We start from the raw sequence: 18019 nt of genomic DNA on the forward strand, positions 1-18019 counted from the left end.
GGGCCCGCGGGGCCCGGCAGCCCCGGCGGCGGCCCGATGGTGTCGTTGCCGCTGCCTCCCGCTCCGGCCCCGGTGCCCGACCCCGCCGCGAGCCGCCGGACCCTGCTGACCATCGCGGCGGCGGCCGTCGGCGGGCTGATCGTGGGCGGCGGTTCGGTCGCCGCGCTCGGGTCCGGGGACACCGCGGCGGCGACCGACGACAAACCCGCGCCGAAGCCCCGCCGTACGCTCCCGGGGCAGGCCCCCGAGCCGCGCTGGATCTACGCGCACCCGGCCTCCGAGTCGTCCCCGCTCACCACCGCCGTATGGCAGGACAAGCTCCTCGTGGTGACCAGCGAGAGCCAGGCCAGCGCCGTGGATCTGCGCACCGGCAAGCGGCTGTGGCAGCGCGCGGACGGGGCGAAGGGGCAGGCCGCGCTGGCGGCGGGCGACGATCTGGTCTTCGTGGCGAGCCCGACGGAGTTCCTGTGGCTGTCGCCGAAGAACGGCAAGGTCGTGCACCGCGTGCGCTACACGGAAGCCTTCGCCGACCTGCCGGGCCTCACCGTCGGGCGGCTGGCCGGAAGTTCCGGGCCGGTCATCTGGTTCACCGGATCGCACACGGTCACCGTGAAGGCCCCGAAGCCGAAGAAGGGCAAGAAGAAGGAGAAGGACAAGGAGGTCGTCCAGGCCCACTTCTTCGCGTACGACATCGTGCAGCGCAAGGAGCTGTGGCGGACCCCCGTGCCCGCCGGCCGCGCTCCGGGCACCCCCGCCTACCGTGTGGTCGCGGAGCGCTCCGCCGACGTCCTCGTACGGCAGGACGCGGTCAGCCTGACGGCGGCCGAGGTCAAGGCGGCCAAGGGGAAGGGCTCGGTCCGCTCGTTCGACCAGAAGACCGGCAAGCTGCTCTGGACCAAGAAGTACGGCGCGGCCTCCCTGGAGGCCGCCACCGCGGGCGACGAGGACGGCACGCTGTACGCGGCGGTCGGCCAGGACCTCCAGGCCTTCGAGACGGACACGACGAAGCCGCTGTGGCGCGTCGAGGGCAGTGACGGCTCCTGGTTCGGCACCCCGCTGATCGCCGGGCCGCTGATCCACACCACCGAACGCAGCCGGCTGGTCGGCGCGGTGGAGCGGGAGAGCGGCCGGCTCGTGTGGCGGCGCTCCACCGAGGTGCCGGGCATCGGCAACGCCCCCTCGCTCACCCTGAGCAGCAGCGAGAAGACCCTGATCGCCGCCGACGCCATCCAGGTCACGGCGTTCTCGGCGGCCGACGGCGAGCGGCTGTGGAAGTTCCAGGACATCGGGTCGGCCGATCCGAAGGGGGCGACGGTGAGCGCGTCGTACCGGGCGCTCGCCTTCGGCGAGACCGTCGTCGTCCAGCGGGACAGGTCCTTCTACGCCTTCCCGGTGGCCTGAGGACCGGGCCGCTCCACGGCGGCCACGACCACCGTCGCCGCCGTCCGGGGGATCTCCCGGACGGCGCGCCGCACGGTGCTTGCATCACCTGACATCGAGTGACCGGATTATCGGATTCGCCCATTTATGGACGAGCCCGTCGCCGGGCTGCGTCTCCGTCCCGGAGGTGATGTCGTGTCAGGCAGGCTCCTGCGCGCGGTCCGCACGACCGTGCTGGCCACGGCGCTCACGGTCTCGCCCGCCACCATCGCAACGGCCGAGCCCGGCCCCGTACCGTCCGAGGAATCCGCACCGCTCGCCGAGGAAGCCGCTGAGCCGGACGAGACGGCGGAGACGGCTGAGATGGACGAGACGGCTGGGACAGATGGGACGGCTGAGACGGATGGGACCGAGGCGGCGGAGGGCGATACCGAGACCGACGCGCCGGAGGTCGACGCCGAGACCGCCCTCGGCGCACCCGAGGCGCCCAGGAGCGTCGTCACCCTGCTGCGCGAGCTGCAGACCCGCTACCGCGCGGCGGAGGAGGCGACCGAGACCTACAACGCCACCGCCGAGAAGCTGAAGCAGCGGACCGCGCAGGTGAAGAAGGTGAACGCGGACCTGGCGAAGGCCCGGACCGCGCTGGAGCTCAGCCGCGGGGACGCCGGGCGGCTGGCCCGGGAGCAGTACCAGGGGCGTACGGAATTCTCCGCGTACCTCCAACTGCTGCTGGCGCGCGACCCGCTGCGGGCCCTGGACCAGAGCCATGTCGTGGGGCGACTGGCCGCGAACCGCGCGGCGACGGTGGAGCGGATGGCCGACGCCGCCCGGCGGGCCGACACCCTGGCCGCCGCCTCCCGCAAGGCGCTGGACGAGCAGAAGAAGCTGGCCGGCCGGCAGAAGAAGCAGCGCGACACCGTACGCGGCAGGCTCAAGGAGGTCGAAGGGCTGCTGGCCACGCTCTCCGAGGAGCAGATGGCCCAGCTCGCCGGCCTCGAACAGCAGGGCGTGGACAAGGCCCAGCGCGAGCTGGTGGCCTCCGGGGCGCTCAGCTCCACCCGGCCGCCCACCCGGCAGGGCGGCGACGCCGTCGCGTACGCGATCCGGCAGATCGGCAAGCCGTACGTATGGGGCGCCGAGGGCCCCGGTTCCTTCGACTGCTCCGGGCTCACCTCCCAGGCCTGGGCGGCGGCGGGGCGGGCGATCCCGCGCACCTCGCAGGAGCAGTGGAAGCAGCTCCCGAAGGTGCCGGTCTCCGCGCTGCGCCCCGGCGACCTGGTGATCTACTTCCCCAAGGCGACCCATGTGGCGCTGTACATCGGCGACGGCCTGGTGGTGCAGGCGCCGCGCCCCGGCACGAAGGTCAAGGTCTCGCCCCTGGCGTCGAACCCGCTGCTGGGGGCCGTCCGCCCCGACCCCGGCGGCGCCCCGCTGTCCACGTACACGCTCCCGGAACTGCCCGAGGGCGCACGCGACGGCGCGGACACCGGATACGGCACGGACACGGCGCCACCGGACGCCTCTTAGCCGGCACGGCCAAGGGGCCCAGAGGTACGGGCGGAACTCGGCGGCCGGACCGACGGTGCTGGTCCGGCCGCCGAAGCGGTGCGCGGTGTGCCGCTCAGGCCCCGGAGACCGAAGCCAGGTAGGCGTTCGTCTTCTCCGGCTCGAAGAAGAAGTTCTCGAAGTCCGCCGGGTCGTTGAACCCGTTGGCGAAGCGGTCCGCGACCGGCTGGAGCTGACCGGCCGCGCCGATCAGGTTGAGCACGTGCTCCGGCGGGACGCCGAGCATCGCGTTGGTCCACTTCGTGACGTGCTGCGCGGTCTCCCAGTAACGGTCGAACGTGGACTGCATCCACGCCGCGTCGAACTCCTTCTCGCCGTGCTCGATGATCGAGTCCAGGTACGCGTTCGCGCACTTGGACGCCGAGTTGGAGCCCTGGCCGGTGATCGGGTCGTTGGCCACGACGACGTCCGCGACGCCGAGGACCAGGCCGCCGCCGGGCAGCCGGCCGATCGGCTTGCGGACCGTGGGGGCGTAGCGGCCGGCGAGGGTGCCGTTGGCGTCGGTCAGCTCGACCTTGGTGGCGCGGGCGTACTCCCACGGCGTGAACCTCTCCATGAGCTCCAGCGTCTTCGCCAGGTGCTCGGAGGGGTCCTTGATGCCTTGGAAGGCGTCGAGCGGTCCGCCCGGGATGCCCTCCCAGAAGAGGATGTCGGCGCGGCCGGAGGTGGTGAGCGTCGGCATCACGAACAGCTCGCCGACGCCCGGCACCAGGTTGCACCGGACCGCGTCGAACTCCGGGTGCTCCGGGCGAGGGCCCATGCCGTGGACGTACGCGACGGCCAGCGCGCGCTGCGGGGCGTCGAACGGGGAACGGGCCGCGTCCCGGCCGAACATGGACACCAGCTCGCCCTTGCCGGCCGAGACCATCACCAGGTCGTAGGTGCGGGAGAAGTAGTCCAGGTCGGAGACGGCTGCGCCGTGGATGACGAGCTGCCCGCCGCGCTGGGCGAAGGTCTCCATCCAGCCGGCCATCTTCACGCGCTGATCGACGGACTGGGCGTACCCGTCGAGCTTGCCGACCCAGTCGATGGCGCGAGAGGAGTCGGGCGCGGCGACGGAGACGCCGAGGCCCTCGATCTTCGGGGCCTGGGACTCCCAGAAGTTCAGCTGGTAGTCCCGCTCGTGCTGGAGCGCGGTGTGGAACATGCACTGCGTCGACATGACCCGGCCGGTGCGGATCTCGTCGGCGGTGCGGTTGGACATCAGGGTGACTTCGTAGCCTCTGGACTGCAGCCCCAGGGCCAGCTGGAGCCCGGACTGACCGGCTCCGACTATGAGTATCTTCCGCATCGCGGCTCTCCGTTGTGTGTGATCAAGGCTGGCGGTCTAGGCGGGGGTGACGTCGAGAGCATGGCCGACCAGGGCCAGCAGGGACTCGACGACCGTGATCCTGTTACGAGCGTCCATGATCACTATCGGCACCTGCGGCGGTACGGTCAGGGCCTCGCGGACGTCCTCCGCCTCGTAACCGGGCGTCCCCTCGAAGTGGTTGACCGCCACGATGTACGGCAGGCCGCAGCTCTCGAAGTAGTCGAGCGCCGGGAAGCAGTCCTCAAGACGCCGGGTGTCGGCGAGGACGACCGCGCCGATCGCCCCGCGCACCAGGTCGTCCCACATGAACCAGAAGCGCTGCTGGCCCGGGGTGCCGAAGACGTACAGGACGAGGTCGTCCTCCAGCGTGAGCCGGCCGAAGTCCATGGCCACCGTGGTGGTGGTCTTCTCGGGTGTCGCGGAGAGGTCGTCGGTCTCCTCGCTGGCCTGCGTCATCAGCGCTTCGGTCTGGAGCGGTGTGATCTCGGAGACCGAGCCGACGAACGTCGTCTTGCCGACGCCGAAGCCGCCCGCCACCACGATCTTGGTGGCGGTGGGCGCGCGGGTGTGGTCGAGCTGCCAGGCCTGGAGCGACTCCTCGGCCTGTTCCCGGGGCCCCGGCTGACGCGGGGCGAAGAGCGGCGCCTCAGAGACGGCGGAGTCCATTGAGCACCCTTTCGAGCAGTGCGCGGTCGGGCTGGCCGGTGCCGTGACCGGTCCCGTACACGCGGATCTTTCCTTGGTCGGCCAGGTCGCTGAGCAGCACCCGGACGACTCCGAGCGGCATCTTCAACAGGGCCGAGATCTCCGCGACCGTACGCATCCGGCGGCAGAGTTCGACGATGGCCTGGAGCTCCGGCATCACCCGCGAGGCGAGGTTGCCGTTGGTGAGTTCGCGGCGCTCGTCGGGTGCTTCGAGGGCCGCGACGAACGTCTCGACCAGCAGGACGTGCCCGAACCGGGTGCGGCCGCCGGTGAGGGAGTACGGGCGGACCCGGGCGGGGCGCTTGTCGGCCCCGCGGACGGGGAGGCGGGGGGCGGGTTCTGCGGCGGCGGTGGTCACTGGGCGCTCTCCAACGATGTGCGCAGCTCACTGCGGAGTTCGGGGGTGAGTACGTGTCCGGCCCGGCCGACGAAGAGGGCCATGTGGTACGCGACGACGCTCATGTCGCAGTCCGGGGTGGCGTGGACGCCAAGGAGGGAGCCGTCGCTGATCGACATGACGAAGACGCTGCCCTCGTCCATGGCGACCATGGTCTGTTTGACTCCGCCGCCGTCCATCAGCTTCGCGGCTCCGACGGTCAGCGAACCGATGCCGGAGACGATCGTGGCCAGATCGGCGCTGGACCCCTTGGGCCCGTCCGACGTCCCGGCGGCCGGTGCTGCCGCCTTCGCGGTCAGATGGCCGGGGTCGGAGGAGAGCAGCATCAGGCCGTCGGACGAGACGACGGTGACCGAGTGGACCCCTGGCACCTCCTCCACGAGATTGCTCAGCAACCAGTGAAGGTTCCGGGCCTCGGTACTCAGCCCGAATGTGCTGGGCGCAGTCAACTGCGTGCCTCCTCGACTGTGTCCCCCGTCTCTTCGTTCCGGCCGTCCGCCCGGCCGCCGGTCTCGGCGGCCTGTGCGGTCCTTGCGTTCCGTGCGTCCTGTGCGGTGCCTGTGGTGGGTGCGGTGGTGCTCTGGTGCCCGGTGCGGTCGGTGGGTACGCCTCCGAGGCCGGCGAGGGCGATGCCGCCGGTCTCGGCGATCTCCGCCTCGACGTCGCGCCGGCCTTCCTTCGCCGCCTGGTGGAAGCTGCCGAGCCGGCGGCGCAGGGCGTCCCGGTCCAGGCTGCCCGTGCGCCCGGTGGCGGGGGCGGTGTCGGGCCGGACCACCTTGGGGGTGCGCTTCGGCAGCCCCTTGTCGGTGATCCGCCCGGCCTCGGGGCGGCGGGGGCCGGGGACGGTTTCGGCGGGTGCGGTGCCGGCGGCGGCCTCGGCGTGCGGCGCGGGGCGGAACGCGGGCCCGTCCGGGTCCTGCTCCCCCGGGCCGGTCTCGGCCGGTCGCTCGTGGCGGTCGGGGCCGATGGCGTACGGGTCGGCCGTCACCGGGACGGCGGGGCCCGGCAGGGGCTCCGGAGCGGCCGGGGCGGTCGGGGCGGTCGGGGGCTTCGGCAGGCGGACCTGGAGCGTGATCTCGGAGTCCGATTCGGCGTCCGGCTCGGCGTCGGCGTCGGTCCCGGTTACGGCGGCTTCGGGCTCGGGCTCGGTTTCCGTGAACGGCTGCTGTGCGTCCTGCTCCTGTTGCCCCTGCTGCTCCTGCTGCGGTACGGCGGCGGCTTCCGGGGCCTCGTCGACCCCGGCGTCCTCGGCCGCGGCGTTCTCGGCGGCGGCGTTCTCGGCGGCGGCGTTCTCACGGATCGTCCGCTCGGCGGCGGCGATCATCGGGTCGACGGCGGGCAGCGCCTCGGCAGCCGGCTCGGCCACCGGCTCCGGGCCGGTCTCCGTGTCGCGGTCCGACGTATCCGACAGGTCCGACGAGTCGGAGGGCGCGGCCTCGGCGACCGCCTCCGGGGCCGGCGTCGCTTCGGCTTCGGCTTCGGCGGGCTCGCCCGGCTCCGGCGCCGCCGTCGGGAGCGGTGCCCGGCGCGGCAGCGCGTTGGAGTTGGCCTCCGCGACCGAGCCCGGCAGGTTGAGCGTGGGCGCGTCGCCGGGCAGCTGCACGGCGGGCGGCGAGGCGGCGGGCAGCGACTTGGGCAGCAGGGCTTCCGGCAGGACGACGACGGCCGTCACACCACTCCCCTTCTGCTCGCGCAGCTGGACCCGCACTCCGTGCCGGGCGGCCAGCAACGACGTGACCTGGAGGCCGAGTCCGGCCCCGGTCATGTCGATGTGCCGCTCCCCCGGCTCGAACGAGGCCGGGTCGGCCAGCCTGGCATTGAGTTCGCCCATCCTGACCGTCGACATGCCGATGCCCGCGTCCGACACGGAGAGCATCACCTCGCCGCTCTCCAGGAGCCAGCCGGACAGCTCGACATGGGAGTCGGGCGGCGAGAAGGAGGTCGCGTTCTCCAGGAGTTCGGCCAGCAGGTGGCTGAGGTCGTCGGCGGCGAATCCGGCGATCTGGGCGTGCGGCGGCAGGGACTGGATGGTCACCCGCTCGTACCGCTCGATCTCGCTGACGGCGGCGCGCGCCACGTCGACCAGCGGGATCGGCCCGGCGTGGCCGTGGCCGTGCTCGGCGCCCGCGAGGACGAGCATGTTCTCGCTGTGGCGGCGCATGACCGTGGCCATGTGGTCCAGCTTGAACAGGGTGGCCAGGCGCTCCGGGTCCTGCTCGCGCTCCTCCAGGCCCTCGATGACGCCGAGCTGCCGCTCGACCAGGCCGAGGGTGCGCAGGGAGAGGTTGACGAAGGTGTGGTTGACCGTGTTCCGCAGCTGCTCCAGCTGCGTGGCCAGCTCGGCGGTCCGTTCCTGGAGTTCGGTCCGCTGCTGGACCAGGGTTTCCCGGCTCTTGATCAGGCCGGACCGTTCGCCGGTGAGGCCCTCGACGCGTCCGGAGAGGTCCTGGTGCAGGGTGGCGAGCTTGCCGTGCAGGGCGTTCAACGACCGTACGACCTGGGCGAACTCGTCGTTGCGGCCGGTGTAGCGGACCGGTTCGGCGCTCGCGGGGTCCTCGGCGAGGCGCGCGGCGCCGATGCGCAGGACGGCGAGCGGCTGGGTGAGGGTGCGGGCGACGGCGGTGGAGACGCCGACGGCGAGCAGGAAGCAGCCGCCGAGCAGGGCGATGCTCAGTTCGAGGGCGGTGACGTCGTCGTCGCGCAGGCCCTCCAGGTGGCGGACCTGGCCGGTGGTCAGGGCGGACTCGACGCTGCGCATCCGGTCGACGCGGGCGGAGAGGGCGGCCTCCAGCTTCTTGGGGCTGACCCTGCGCTCCGCGTCCGAGAGTTCGGGGCGGTCGGTGAGGCGGGTGAGGTACTTCTCCGCGTCGTTGACCTCGGGTCCGGTGACCGTGGCGGAGAGCTTGTCGCGGGCGTCCGGGTCCGCCGCCTGGTCGAAGTCGGCGAGCGCGGCCAGCTCCCGGACGCGGGCCTGCTGGGCGGCGGCGCTCAGCTCGTCGCGTTCACGGTCGGCCCGGGTGTCGCCCTCGTCCTGGGTCTGCACGGGCAGCCCGGTGAAGGGGTCGGTCTGCGGGGCCGTGGGCTCGGGGCTCGGCACGGCGAGCGCGGCGAGGAGGAGCCCGCGGGTGGCGGAGGCCTGTTCGGACGCGCCGCCGAGGGTGAGCGGGGCCCGGGTGGCGTCGGCGGCGCGCGGTGGGGTCTTCTCGGCCAGTTCGGCGGCGATGCCGTGCAGCTTGGCGATGATGTCGGAGTACGCCTGGTGCGCCTCCAGGGCCGAGCCCTTGCCGGTCAGCGCGTCGCGGCGCAGCGAGGCGACCGTCGAGAGGTCGCGGCGCAGGGCCGCGGAGGCCGCCTCGTGGATCTCGTCGATCTGCTGGTCGACGCGGGTGGTGCGGGCGGCGCGGTTCTTCGCGGCGTCCTTGTCGTCGGCGCCCTCGTCGCGGCCGTCGGCGATGTACGCGGTGATGGCGTCACGTTCGTCGGCGAGGGAGTGCCCGAGGGTGACCGCCTGCTGGTTCAGCTCGGCGAGGGTGACCAGCCGCTGGGACTCGCTCAGATCGGCGGAGGCCCCGAGCACGGCGGGGGCGCCCGCCGCCAGGACGATGACGCCGACGACCGCGACACCGGCGACCAGTCGGCTGCGTACCCGTACGGTCCGCTTGTCCGCGCCGGGTGCCGGAGGCGTCGCCCCGGAACCGTCGCGCGTCGTGCCCTTGCTCCGCGGCCGCTTCTTCTGCACCGGTGCTCGCAATCTTGACTCGTCCACCCTTGAAGCAGAGGTGACGCACGGTCACATGGAAGGGCGCCCCGCTCCTGGTACGGCTTCCGACCATTCCAGCGCTTTTGAGAGGGGGGCGCGCATCAACCGCTCCGCCACTCGAAGGAGTGAACATCACTCTGGAGTTGGCGAACAAGTCTCCCCCGGTGCACCCCTGACCATGCATGGACCATGGGGTGGAACTTCCGCTCCGCCTTTGGCAGGATGCCCGCCCGCAATCGGTCCGGAGCCGCTCCTTCCGCCCTGCGCGCCCGCGTTGACCTGCTGGTACAGGCCAAATCCGGTCGCGTGCGGGGACGGTGAAGGGCTCGTGCAGACTGGCGGCATGCGCATCGAACTCGCCACCGCTCCCGGCAGTCCCGAACGCCCCAACGAGGACTGGGTGTCCGGGTCCCTTCCCGCGTCCGGCCAGGGTGGTGTGCTGGTCCTGCTCGACGGCGTCACCCCGCCGCGCGGGGACGACGGTTGTGTGCACTCGGTCCCGTGGTTCACCGCACGGCTGGGCGGCGCGCTGGTGGAACTGTCCGGTTCCCGCCCTGATCTGACCCTGACCGGGATCCTGGCCGCGGCCATCTCCCGTACAGCCGACGCCCATCGGGCCACCTGTGACCTTTCTCACGTGCGTACGCCTCAGGCGACCGTGGTCCTGGCGCGTTGGAACGAACACACGATCGAGCACCTGGTGCTGTCCGACTCGGTCCTGTTGCTGGAGTCCGTCGACGGCACGGTCCGGGCGGTCCTCGACGACCGGCTGGACCGGCTGCCGCCGGGCTCGCTCGCGTCGAACGAGATCGCCGATTCCACGGTGCGTAACAAGGAGGGCGGCTTCTTCACGGCCGCCGCCGATCCGTCGGTGGCCGCGCGCGCGGTGACGGGCGGCACCCCGGCGGCCGGCGTCCGGGCCCTCGCCGCGCTCACGGACGGGGCGAGCCGGTGGACGGAGGTGTTCGGCGAGGGCGACTGGGCGGGCGCGCTGGGGCTGCTGCGGAAGGCGGGGCCGCAGGGGCTGATCGACCGGGTGCGGGAGCTGGAGCTCGCCGACGCGGAGGCCGGGCGCGTACGGCTGGGGCGCGGCAAGACGCACGACGACGCCACCGCGCTCCTGGTGGAGCTGGGCTGACGGCCGAAAGGCCGGTGCGGGAGGCGGGTGCCGGATGCCGGTGCGGGAGGCGGGTCAGCTCTCCGCGCGGGTGTTCAGCTGGTGCAGCAGCCGGGCCAGCTCGGCGATCTCGGCCCGGTCCCAGTCGGCCAGCTTGCGCACATAGCGCCCGCGGCGGGCGTCCCGGACGCTGCGGAAGCGGGCCAGGCCGTCGTCGGTGAGGTGGACGAGCCAGGCGCGTCCGTCGGCCGGGTCGGGTTCGCGGGCCACCAGCCCGAGGTTCTCCAGGGAGTGCAGCTGGCGGCTCATCGTGGCCTTGCCGACGCCGAAGTAGGCGGCCAGCTCGGTGGCCCGCTGCCGGCCCGCCGCCTCCAGGCGGACGAGCAGTCCGTAGGCGGCGGGCTCCAGTTCGGGGTGGACCTCCCGGGCCATCTCGCCCGAGCTGGCCCGCGCCCGGCGCAGGAACACGGCCAACTCGCGCTCCAGCGCCAGAAATTCGTGGTCCACGCCGCTTCCGTCGGGCGTGCCCGGCTCCGGCTCGATGTCGTTCCCGCGCACGTCGGTACCCCTCATACGGATCCTGCCGATGAAAGCCTCTTCCGCGACCGGTCGACGCCGCAGCCCGGACAGTATTTCGCAGGAGGGGACCGACGGCGCAACGCGGGCGGCCGGCCCCGTACCGAGTACCCACCCCACCGGCCCCGGCGACCGCATCCCAGGTCACCGGGGCTTTGCGCGGTCCGCGGCCCCACTATGCACTCCGCGTATACGCACTGTGTATAGTCCTCGGCGTACCGCACACCTGTGCGGATTTCCGCACAGAGGAGTGATGCGTCGTGCCCAGAAAGATGCCGTTGTCGGGGATGGGGTTGGCCGCGGCGCTGGTGACGGCGCTCACACTGACGTTGAGCGGCTGCTCGATGGACACGACGGCACCGGGCTCGGCACGTGGAGAGGCCGCCTCGGACGCCAAGGGCGCGTTCGGACCGGTGGATTGCCGCAAGGCCAAGTGCATCGCCCTGACCTTCGACGCGGGGCCGGGCGAGGACACGCCTGAGCTGCTGGACATCCTGAAGGAGAAGAAGGTGCACGCCACCTTCTTCCTGCTGGGCAAGCACCACGTCGTCAAGCACCCCGACGTGGTGCAGCGCATCGAGGACGAGGGCCACGAAGTGGCCAACCACACCTGGACGCACAAGGTCCTGACCGACCAGAAGCCGGATCAGATACGCGCCGAGCTGGAGAAGACGCAGCTGGCCATCGAGAAGATCACCGGCAAGAAGCCCCGGCTGATGCGCCCGCCGCAGGGCCGTACCGACGACACGGTCTCGGAGATCAGCAAGGACCTGGGGCTCTCCCAGGTGCTGTGGAGCGCCACCGCCAAGGACTATTCGACCAACGACTCGGCGCTGATCAAGAAGCGGATCCTGGACCAGGCGAGCAAGGACGGCATCATCCTGCTCCACGACATCTACAAGGGCACCGTGCCCGCCGTGCCCGGGATCATCGACGCGCTCCAGAAGGACGGCTACACCTTCGTGACCGTCCCCGAGCTGATGGCCCCCGCCGAGCCGGAGCCGGGCACGATCTACCGCCCCTGAGTCACGGCTCCGGCTACACCGCCCCTGAGTCACGGCCCGGACATACGGAAACGGCCCGCCCCCGTTGACTCGGGAAGCGGGCCGTCCGTACCGGTCGCGCACCTGATACCGCGCCCGTCACTGCGTGGCGGTCAGGCCGCGGCCGGGATCCTCTCCTCCACCCGGGCCGAGGCCGGGGCGAGGGCGATCTCCAGCACCTGGCGGACGTCGGTGACCGGGTGGACGTCCAGCTTCTCCAGCACCTCGGCCGGGACGTCGTCCAGGTCGGCCTCGTTGCGCTGGGGGATCACCACGGTGGTGATGCCCGCGCGGTGGGCCGCCAGCAGCTTCTGCTTGAGGCCGCCGATCGGCAGCACCCGTCCGGTCAGCGACACCTCACCGGTCATCGCCACATCCGTACGGACGAGCCGTCCGGAGAGCAGCGAGGCCAGGGCGGTCGTCAGGGTGATACCGGCGCTCGGGCCGTCCTTGGGGACCGCGCCCGCCGGGAAGTGGATGTGCACACCCCGGTCCTTGAGGTCCGCGACCGGCAGCTCCAGCTCCGCGCCGTGCGACCGCAGGAAGCTCAGCGCGATCTGCGCCGACTCCTTCATGACGTCGCCGAGCTGACCGGTCAGGGTCAGTCCGGACGCCCCGGTCTCCGGGTCGGCGAGCGACGCCTCGACGAAGAGGACGTCACCGCCCGCCCCGGTCACCGCGAGGCCGGTGGCCACGCCCGGCACCGCGGTGCGGCGCTCGGCCGGGTCCTGGGCGGACTCGGGCACGTGGTGCGGCCGGCCGATGAGGCCGCGCAGGTCCTCGTCGGTCACCGTGAACGGCAGCTCGCGGTCGCCCAGTTCGTGCTGGGCCGCGACCTTGCGGAGCAGCCGGGCCACGGCCCGCTCCAGATTCCGGACGCCCGCCTCGCGGGTGTACTCGCCGGCCAGCTTGCGCAGCGCCGACTCCTCCAGGGCGACCTCGTCCTTCTCCAGTCCGGCCCGCTCCAGCTGGCGCGGGAGCAGGTGGTCGCGGGCGATGACGACCTTCTCGTCCTCGGTGTAGCCGTCCAGGCGGACCAGCTCCATGCGGTCGAGCAGGGCCTCCGGGATGGCTTCGAGCACATTGGCCGTGGCCAGGAAGACGACGTCGCTGAGGTCGAGCTCGACCTCCAGGTAGTGGTCGCGGAAGGTGTGGTTCTGGGCCGGGTCGAGGACTTCGAGGAGGGCCGCGGCCGGGTCGCCCCGGAAGTCGGAGCCGACCTTGTCGATCTCGTCGAGCAGGACGACCGGGTTCATCGAACCGGCCTCCTTGATGGCCCGCACGATGCGTCCGGGGAGAGCGCCCACGTACGTACGCCGGTGGCCGCGGATCTCCGCCTCGTCCCGGACACCGCCGAGCGCGACGCGGACGAACTTACGGCCCATGGCGTGCGCGACGGACTCGCCGAGCGAGGTCTTGCCGACGCCGGGCGGGCCGACGAGGGCGAGGACCGCGCCGCCGCGGCGGCCGCCGACGACGCCCAGGCCCCGGTCGGCGCGGCGCTTGCGCACGGCCAGGTACTCGGTGATGCGTTCCTTCACGTCGGCGAGGCCGGCGTGCTCGGCGTCCAGGATCTCCTGGGCGCCGCGGATGTCGTAGGCGTCCTCGGTCCGCTCGGTCCAGGGCAGTTCGAGAACGGTGTCCAGCCAGGTGCGGATCCAGGAGCCCTCGGGCGACTGGTCGCTGGACCGCTCCAGCTTCTCGACCTCCTTGAGCGCGGCCTCGCGGACGTGCTCGGGCAGGTCGGCGGCCTCGACGCGGGCCCGGTAGTCGTCGGACTCGTCCTCCGGATCGCCGTTGAGCTCGGAGAGCTCCTTGCGTACGGCGTCCAGCTGGCGGCGCAGCAGGAATTCGCGCTGCTGCTTGTCGACGCCCTCCTGGACGTCCTTGGCGATGGACTCGGCCACGTCCTGCTCGGCGAGGTGCTCGCTCAGCCACTGGATGGCGAGCTTCAGCCGGGCGATCGGGTCCACGGTCTCCAGGAGCTGGACCTTCTGGGCGGTGGAGAGGAACGGCGAGTATCCGGAGTTGTCGGCGAGCGCGGAGATGTCGTCGATCTGCTGGACCCGGTCCACGACCTGCCAGGCTCCGCGCTTCTTCAGCCAGCTGGTGGCGAGCGCCTTGTACTCCTTGACGAGCTCGGCGGCGGATCCGGGCAGCGGGTCGGGGGCGGCGGTGTCGAGGACGGTGCCCTCGACCCAGAGCGCCCGGCCGGGTCCACTGGTCCCGGCGCCGATGCGGACCCGGTCGCGGGCCCGGATGAGCGCGCCCGGGTCGCCGTCCGACAGGCGTCCGACCTGCTCGACGGTGCCGAGGACGCCGGTCCCCGTGTACGTACCGTCGATCCGCGGGACCAGCAGCACCTCGGGCTTTCCGCCGCCGGGACGGGCGGCGGCCTGCGCGGCCTCGACGGCGGCGCGGACCTCGGTGTCGGACAGGTCGAGCGGCACCACCATGCCGGGCAGGACGACCTCGTCGTCGAGCGGCAGCACGGGCAGGTCGATCGGTGTGAACGCCTGGGACTCGTTAGTCATGATCTCCCCTTCGGCAGGCAAGTTGAGCTATGTCGACTCAATGCTCCTGAGCCGCCGAATGTTCCCCACACTCTGTTCGCTCTGAGCGATCAGGTCTCGGGGCCGACTCCCCGGGCCCGCTCCCACGCCTCCCGGCAGGGCGGGCCCTGCCTCTACGGGAGCGCCGCGAGGCGGGCCGTTGTTCCCGCCCCGCCCCCGCCCGGAGCACGGAACCCGCTGGCACTCGGCCTGGGCGGCGAGACAGGATGGCGGGCACCGACCGCTACGACCGGAGACCGGAGAGCCACACGATGTCTGCGACGGCCGCGATGTCCTCGACGCCCGCCCCCGACCCGATGCCGACGCGCCTGCCCGACACCCCCGTCGTCCTCGACCGCCGCGAGGGCCCCTTCGGCGAGGTCGTCCTGCGGGAGCGCGGGGAGCACTTCGAGATCATCGCCAACGGCTGCTTCCTGATGGACACCTCCGACGGGCGCTCCGAGCGGCTGCTGATCGACGCCGCGCTCGCCGCGCTGCCCGCCGGGCGGAGCGCCCCCTCGGTGCTGATCGGCGGCCTGGGCGTCGGGTTCTCCCTGGTGCGGGCCGCCGAGGAGGAGCGCTGGGGGCGGATCGCGGTCGTGGAGCGGGAGCAGGCCATCGTGGACTGGCACCGGGCCGGACCGCTGGACCGGATCTCCGGGCCGGCGCTGGCGGACCCGCGGACCGAGATCCTGCACACGGATCTCGTCGCCCACCTCCGTACGGCCACGGAGCGTTACGACGCCCTCTGCCTGGACATCGACAACGGGCCCGACTGGACCGTCACGGAGGACAACGGAAGCCTCTACTCCGCCGCCGGTCTGGCGCACTGCCACGACCGGCTGACCCCGGGCGGAGTGCTCGCCGTCTGGTCCGCGCAGCCGTCGCCGGCCTTCGAACAGGCGTTGCGGAATGCCGGGTTCAGCGGGGTTAGGACGGAAGAGGTGGCCGTTGCCCGAGGTGTGCCCGACGTGGTCCATCTCGCACTCCGGGCCCTCTGAACCCCCCTCCCGGTATGCACGGCCCGGCGGTGGCACGGGCCAACCGGCACAAGGGCGACGATCCGGTTGCCCGGTGGGTGTGAACTCGTCCCTCCGGGGCAACACCCTGCGTAGCCGGGAGCCCTCCGCTGCCTTTACGCTGCTGACCGGCACACGGGATCACCCACGAAATCCACGAGCGAAGACCGTGCCTTGCGGGGGAATGGCTCCCGCGAGAACGGGCAGGGGCGGGGCGATGGAACAGACACACACCACCCACAACGGCGTCGCGGCCACCCCGGGGGCTCAGCGCCGGGTGCTGGTGGTCGAGGACGACGCCACGATCGTCGACGCCATTTCCGCCCGGCTGCGGGCGGAGGGCTTCCTGGTGCAGACCGCGCTGGACGGCCCCGCGGCCGTGGACGCGGCCGAGGCCTGGCAGCCCGACCTGATGGTGCTCGACATCATGCTTCCGGGCTTCGACGGCCTGGAGGTCTGCCGCCGGGTGCAGGCGCAGCGCCCGGTGCCGGTGCTGATGCTCACCGCACGCGACGACGAGACCGACATGCTGGTCGGGCTCGGGGTCGGCGCCGACGACTACATGACCAAGCCGTTCTCCATGCGGGAGCTGGCCGCCCGGGTGCACGTGCTGCTGCGCCGGGTGGAGCGGGCCGCGCTGGCCGCCGTCACCCCGCGCAGCGGGATACTGCGTCTGGGCGAGCTGGAGATCGACCACGCGCAGCGCCGGGTCCGGGTGCGCGCGGAGGACGTCCACCTCACGCCGACCGAGTTCGACCTGCTGGTCTGCCTCGCCAACACCCCGCGCGCCGTGCTCTCCCGGGAGCAGTTGCTGGCCGAGGTGTGGGACTGGGCGGACGCCTCGGGCACCCGCACGGTCGACAGCCACATCAAGGCGCTGCGCCGGAAGATCGGCGCGGAGCGGATCCGTACGGTGCACGGCGTGGGCTACGCCCTGGAGACTCCGGCGCCATGACCTGGCCAGGGCCCGGAATGCGGCCCTTCTCCATCAAGGCCAAGCTGGGCACGCTCGTCGTGGTCTCGGTGTTCATCACCACCGGGCTGCTGATCGTCGCCCTGCGGACCCGGACCGAGTTCCAGTTCATCACCGTGTTCTCGGTGATCGCGACGCTGCTCATCACCCAGTTCGTGGCGCACGGTCTGACCGCGCCGCTGGACGAGATGAGAGCGGTGGCCCGGTCCATCTCGCACGGCGACTACACGCGCCGGGTGAGCGGCGCCGGGCGGCGGGACGAGCTGGGCGACCTGGCGCAGACGATCAACCGCATGGCGGACGATCTGGAGGCGGAGGACCGGCATCGAAAAGAGCTGGTGGCCAATGTCAGCCATGAACTGCGCACTCCCATCGCGGCGCTGAGAGCCGTACTGGAGAACGTGGTGGACGGGGTGTCCGCCGCCGATCCGGAGACGATGCGCACGGCGCTGAAACAGACGGAGCGGCTGGGCCGGCTGGTCGAGACGCTGCTGGACCTGTCGCGGCTGGACAACGGGGTGGTGGCGCTCAAAGCACGCCGCTTCGAGGTGTGGCCGTATCTCTCGGGCGTACTGAAAGAGGCCAATCTCGCCGCCTCCCAGCGACGCCTGTCGTCGGGCTCGGGCAATCACTCCCGTACGGACGTCCATCTGCATCTGGACGTCTCGCCGCCGGAGCTCACCGCGCACGCGGACGCCGAGCGGCTGCACCAGGTGGTCGCCAACCTCATCGACAACGCGGTCAAGCACAGCCCGCCGCACGGCCGGGTGACGGTGCTCGCGCGGCGCGGGGCCCATCCCGAGTCGCTGGAGCTGGAGGTCGTCGACGAGGGGCCCGGCATCCCGGAGGCGGAGCGCCACCGGGTGTTCGAGCGCTTCAATCGGGGCCAGGCTCCGTCCCCGCACGGTCCGGGCAGCGACGGCGGTACGGGACTGGGGCTTGCCATCGCCCGCTGGGCGGTCGATCTGCACGGCGGCCGGATCGGGGTGGCCGAATCCGCACGGGGCTGCCGCATCCAGGTCACCCTCCCGGGAATCCCCGAGCAGCGCGGTTGACGACGTCGTTGACATAGGGTCGAACCGGAAGGGCACGTTCATCCGTGTCCAGCCAGCAGGGGACCGCAAGGGGATACGGTCGGAAGACCGTACCCACGGTCCTGCGTACCCGAAGTGCAGTGGAACCTCGCTTGTTTCCCGCCATTTCCTGCGCCGAAACCCGCCTTCCGATGTGATGTGCACGACGAAGCACCGGCCCGGCCTGCAAGGAACGGTTCGGGGGGCGTAGCCTTGATTTCCGCTGTCCATCACCTTGTGAAGCGGAAGAGGGCGGTTGCCGCCGTGTCGTCTCAGTCCCCCAGTAACTCGAGCATCTCGACCGACCAAGCCGGACCGGGCACCAACCCGGCCGCGGCGTTCGGCGCCAATGAATGGCTCGTCGACGAGATCTACCAGCAGTACCTCCAGGATCCCAGTTCGGTCGATCGCGCCTGGTGGGACTTCTTCGCCGACTACAAGCCGGGTGCCTCCGGCACGGCGGACAAGCCCGTTCCCGGCGCCGGGGCCCCGGTGACCGAGGCCGCGGCCTCCACCGCCCCGGCCGCGCCCGCTCCGGCGGCCGCT

15 protein-coding genes are annotated in these 18019 nt (G+C 72.0%); 8 read left to right on the forward strand and 7 right to left on the reverse strand.

The genetic code is table 11. From position 1 onward, the window contains the following. Both G3I54_RS00680 and G3I54_RS00685 read left to right on the forward strand, forming a co-directional pair. The coding region (locus tag G3I54_RS00680; RefSeq protein ID WP_239144169.1) for a PQQ-binding-like beta-propeller repeat protein at nt 1-1401 on the forward strand (1401 nt) is incomplete at its 5' end. Nucleotides 1402-1575: 174 nt separating this feature from the next. Beyond that, nucleotides 1576-2907 carry an NlpC/P60 family protein gene (locus G3I54_RS00685; protein WP_343240241.1) on the forward strand — a complete coding sequence of 444 codons (1332 nt, stop codon included), beginning with the start codon at nt 1576-1578 and terminating at the stop codon, nt 2905-2907. A gap of 94 nt (nt 2908-3001) precedes the next feature. Here the strand turns inward: G3I54_RS00685 and G3I54_RS00690 are convergent, their stop codons facing one another. The 5 genes from G3I54_RS00690 to G3I54_RS00710 are packed head-to-tail and all read right to left on the reverse strand — an operon-like array spanning nt 3002 to nt 9099. Then, nucleotides 3002-4237, reverse strand: coding sequence for a styrene monooxygenase/indole monooxygenase family protein (locus G3I54_RS00690; protein WP_164610000.1), 1236 nt, complete (start codon nt 4235-4237; stop codon nt 3002-3004). A 36-nt stretch (nt 4238-4273) separates the two neighbouring features. Further along, nucleotides 4274-4924, reverse strand: a complete 651-nt coding sequence (locus G3I54_RS00695; RefSeq protein ID WP_164610002.1) for an ATP/GTP-binding protein — start codon at nt 4922-4924, stop codon at nt 4274-4276. After that, nucleotides 4905-5321 carry a DUF742 domain-containing protein gene (locus G3I54_RS00700; RefSeq protein WP_030079413.1) on the reverse strand — a complete coding sequence of 139 codons (417 nt, stop codon included), beginning with the start codon at nt 5319-5321 and terminating at the stop codon, nt 4905-4907. The genes G3I54_RS00695 and G3I54_RS00700 overlap by 20 nt, the downstream gene beginning before the upstream one ends. Continuing rightward, entirely contained in the window at nt 5318-5809 is a 492-nt protein-coding gene (locus tag G3I54_RS00705; RefSeq protein ID WP_164610004.1) for a roadblock/LC7 domain-containing protein, read from the reverse strand. Before G3I54_RS00705 ends, G3I54_RS00700 begins: the two co-directional genes overlap by 4 nt. Beyond that, complete coding sequence (locus G3I54_RS00710; RefSeq protein WP_164610006.1) at nt 5806-9099, reverse strand: nitrate- and nitrite sensing domain-containing protein; 3294 nt, start codon at nt 9097-9099, stop codon at nt 5806-5808. Before G3I54_RS00710 ends, G3I54_RS00705 begins: the two co-directional genes overlap by 4 nt. 364 nt (nt 9100-9463) lie before the next feature. On the opposite strand from G3I54_RS00710, the gene G3I54_RS00715 reads away from it, so the two are divergent. Further along, nucleotides 9464-10258, forward strand: a complete 795-nt coding sequence (locus G3I54_RS00715) for a hypothetical protein (protein WP_164610008.1) — start codon at nt 9464-9466, stop codon at nt 10256-10258. Between the two features lie 54 nt (nt 10259-10312). Here the strand turns inward: G3I54_RS00715 and G3I54_RS00720 are convergent, their stop codons facing one another. After that, on the reverse strand, nt 10313-10810 hold the full coding sequence (locus G3I54_RS00720; protein WP_203685359.1) for a MarR family transcriptional regulator: 498 nt from the start codon (nt 10808-10810) through the stop codon (nt 10313-10315). Between the two features lie 263 nt (nt 10811-11073). Here G3I54_RS00720 and G3I54_RS00725 point away from each other — a divergent pair, with 263 nt between their 5' ends. Further along, nucleotides 11074-11838 (forward strand): polysaccharide deacetylase family protein, encoded by a 765-nt coding sequence (locus tag G3I54_RS00725; protein ID WP_164610010.1) that lies wholly within the window; start codon nt 11074-11076, stop codon nt 11836-11838. A gap of 131 nt (nt 11839-11969) precedes the next feature. Here G3I54_RS00725 and lon read toward each other — a convergent pair whose 3' ends face one another. Beyond that, nucleotides 11970-14390 (reverse strand): endopeptidase La, encoded by a 2421-nt coding sequence (gene lon / locus G3I54_RS00730; RefSeq protein ID WP_164610012.1) that lies wholly within the window; start codon nt 14388-14390, stop codon nt 11970-11972. Between the two features lie 308 nt (nt 14391-14698). On the opposite strand from lon, the gene G3I54_RS00735 reads away from it, so the two are divergent. The 4 genes from G3I54_RS00735 to G3I54_RS00750 all read left to right on the forward strand — a co-directional run. Beyond that, the gene (locus tag G3I54_RS00735; RefSeq protein ID WP_239144170.1) at nt 14699-15409 is read left to right on the forward strand and encodes a spermidine synthase; all 711 of its coding nucleotides are present in this window, start codon (nt 14699-14701) and stop codon (nt 15407-15409) included. 235 nt (nt 15410-15644) lie between these two features. Further along, complete coding sequence (locus G3I54_RS00740) at nt 15645-16382, forward strand: response regulator transcription factor (protein WP_030079431.1); 738 nt, start codon at nt 15645-15647, stop codon at nt 16380-16382. Continuing rightward, entirely contained in the window at nt 16379-17455 is a 1077-nt protein-coding gene (locus tag G3I54_RS00745; RefSeq protein WP_164610014.1) for a HAMP domain-containing sensor histidine kinase, read from the forward strand. The genes G3I54_RS00740 and G3I54_RS00745 overlap by 4 nt, the downstream gene beginning before the upstream one ends. Nucleotides 17456-17737: 282 nt before the next feature. After that, nucleotides 17738-18019, forward strand: a 282-nt coding sequence (locus G3I54_RS00750) for a hypothetical protein (RefSeq protein WP_164610015.1), incomplete at its 3' end; no start/stop codon positions are given.

The organism is Streptomyces sp. SID14515 (assembly GCF_010548505.1).
GTDB classification, from domain to species: domain Bacteria; phylum Actinomycetota; class Actinomycetes; order Streptomycetales; family Streptomycetaceae; genus Streptomyces; species Streptomyces caviscabies.